Genomic DNA, 1,552 nt, shown 5'->3' with positions numbered 1-1,552 from the left:
GCACTGCATGACACAGGCCGTGCAATCGTTGACGCTGCCACCACGCTCGTCGATCCTTGCTGAGCCGGCGGTCTTGCATATGCGTGATCCGCTCATGCTCCAGGTACAGCACGGTTGTGATCGCCAGGTTCACCCAGGCCTCCACAGCCCTGAAGTCAATGAAGCTGTACTGCGAAAAACCAAGCGTGCTCTTGAGCTCTTTGAAGAACAACTCGATTTGCCAGCGCAACGAATACAGCTCCAACACCTCGGTCACACTCAGCCAAACCGCATTGGTCATCAGGATCTTCACATCGTCGGGAGTCGCTTTTTCCAGGTTTGGTTTCATTGTCGAAAATACGATCTGGACGTCGCCGATGCTCCGCACCATTCGTCTTTCCTGATGAGCGTAGTAAACGCGTGGTTTCATTTTCGGCCCAACACGCCACTTGGACAAACGCCGATAATCAGCGTACTTGCCCGTGGACGCTCGAAGCCTGATGGTCTTTAGCGACAGACTCGTCCAATCCTTCAGTCGAGATCGCAACTTGGGACGCTGCCCAGTCGGTCCTTCGTAAACCCGCTCGGGGTTGGCTGGGAAAACCCAGGTGTATCCTTTCTCAACGCACGCTTTTTCAACGACTTCTGATTCGTAAGCAGTGTCGCCCAGCACGACGACTTCCGCGTCATCGTCCAGAGGCAGCGTGCGAATCATCTCGGCAGCCGCGTCGGCGGTCGTCATGTGAACGATGCCGTGCTGCTCGCAGTATTCTTTGGTTCGGTGGGGAATCTGCATGGGGATGCGAATGCCCGAAGGCGTAATCAGCAGCCCGAATGTGAAACTGTGGACTTTCTTGCGAACGACCTTCTTCTTGTTGTATCGAAAACCCTTTTTGATTTTGCGGCGAGTTCGATTGCCGGTACTGAACGTGTTCTGCGTCTTCTTCCCGGACTGGCTGACCAGCGTCGCGTCGATCAAGAACATGAACTTGCCGCGTTTTTTCTCTTTGGCGAGCAGCATTCGCATCAATGGCTGATTGAAGTCGTGTTTCTGCCATCGCGGGCGAGCGAGGAAACGCGTCAATTCTCCCCGGTGGATCGGCTCGGCAGCAATCGCCCCGGCCGCAGCACTACAGCTCATCCGGCCGCGGTGCATGATGAAAGCCAAGACGATTCGCATCATCATGGTGCGCGCCAGCGGCTTCAAACCAGTATGCCCAATAAAGGCCTTGAGTTTTGCGGCAGCTTCGGGGACGATGATCATTGGTGGGGCCTTCAACGTGAAGAGTGAGAATTCAATGATCTCGTCATGGGTTGGCCCCACCTCTTGATGCAATACCAATCTAACGCTCTCCCCGAAAAAAGCGCTCCCCACGGCACGCCAAACATCGACATGTTCTGTCCCCGGATTCACCCCGGGTGATCGACGCAACGCCAGATTCTGCATCCGATATCAGCCACAGATGAACACTGATCTACACAGATGGCGGGAGCAATTCATCCGTGTGCATCCGTGTCTATCTGTGGCAACCTCTGCTTGCTCTATACGATGAACGGCGGCGATGACCGAGTC

At 55.0% G+C, this 1,552-nt stretch carries 1 protein-coding gene; it reads right to left on the bottom strand.

All coding sequences use genetic code 11. The features are described 5' to 3' along the window. Window positions 1–1,243, bottom strand: a 1,243-nt coding sequence (locus NHH03_RS26770; protein WP_253161426.1) for a transposase, incomplete at its 3' end; no start/stop codon positions are given. Window positions 1,244–1,552: the final 309 nt, after the last annotated feature.

It is taken from the genome of Stieleria tagensis (assembly GCF_024129865.1).
In the GTDB taxonomy this organism is placed as follows: Bacteria; Planctomycetota; Planctomycetia; order Pirellulales; family Pirellulaceae; genus Stieleria; species Stieleria tagensis.
The sequence above is the reverse complement of the archived record's forward strand: the minus strand, read 5'-3'. Positions and strand labels throughout refer to the sequence as shown.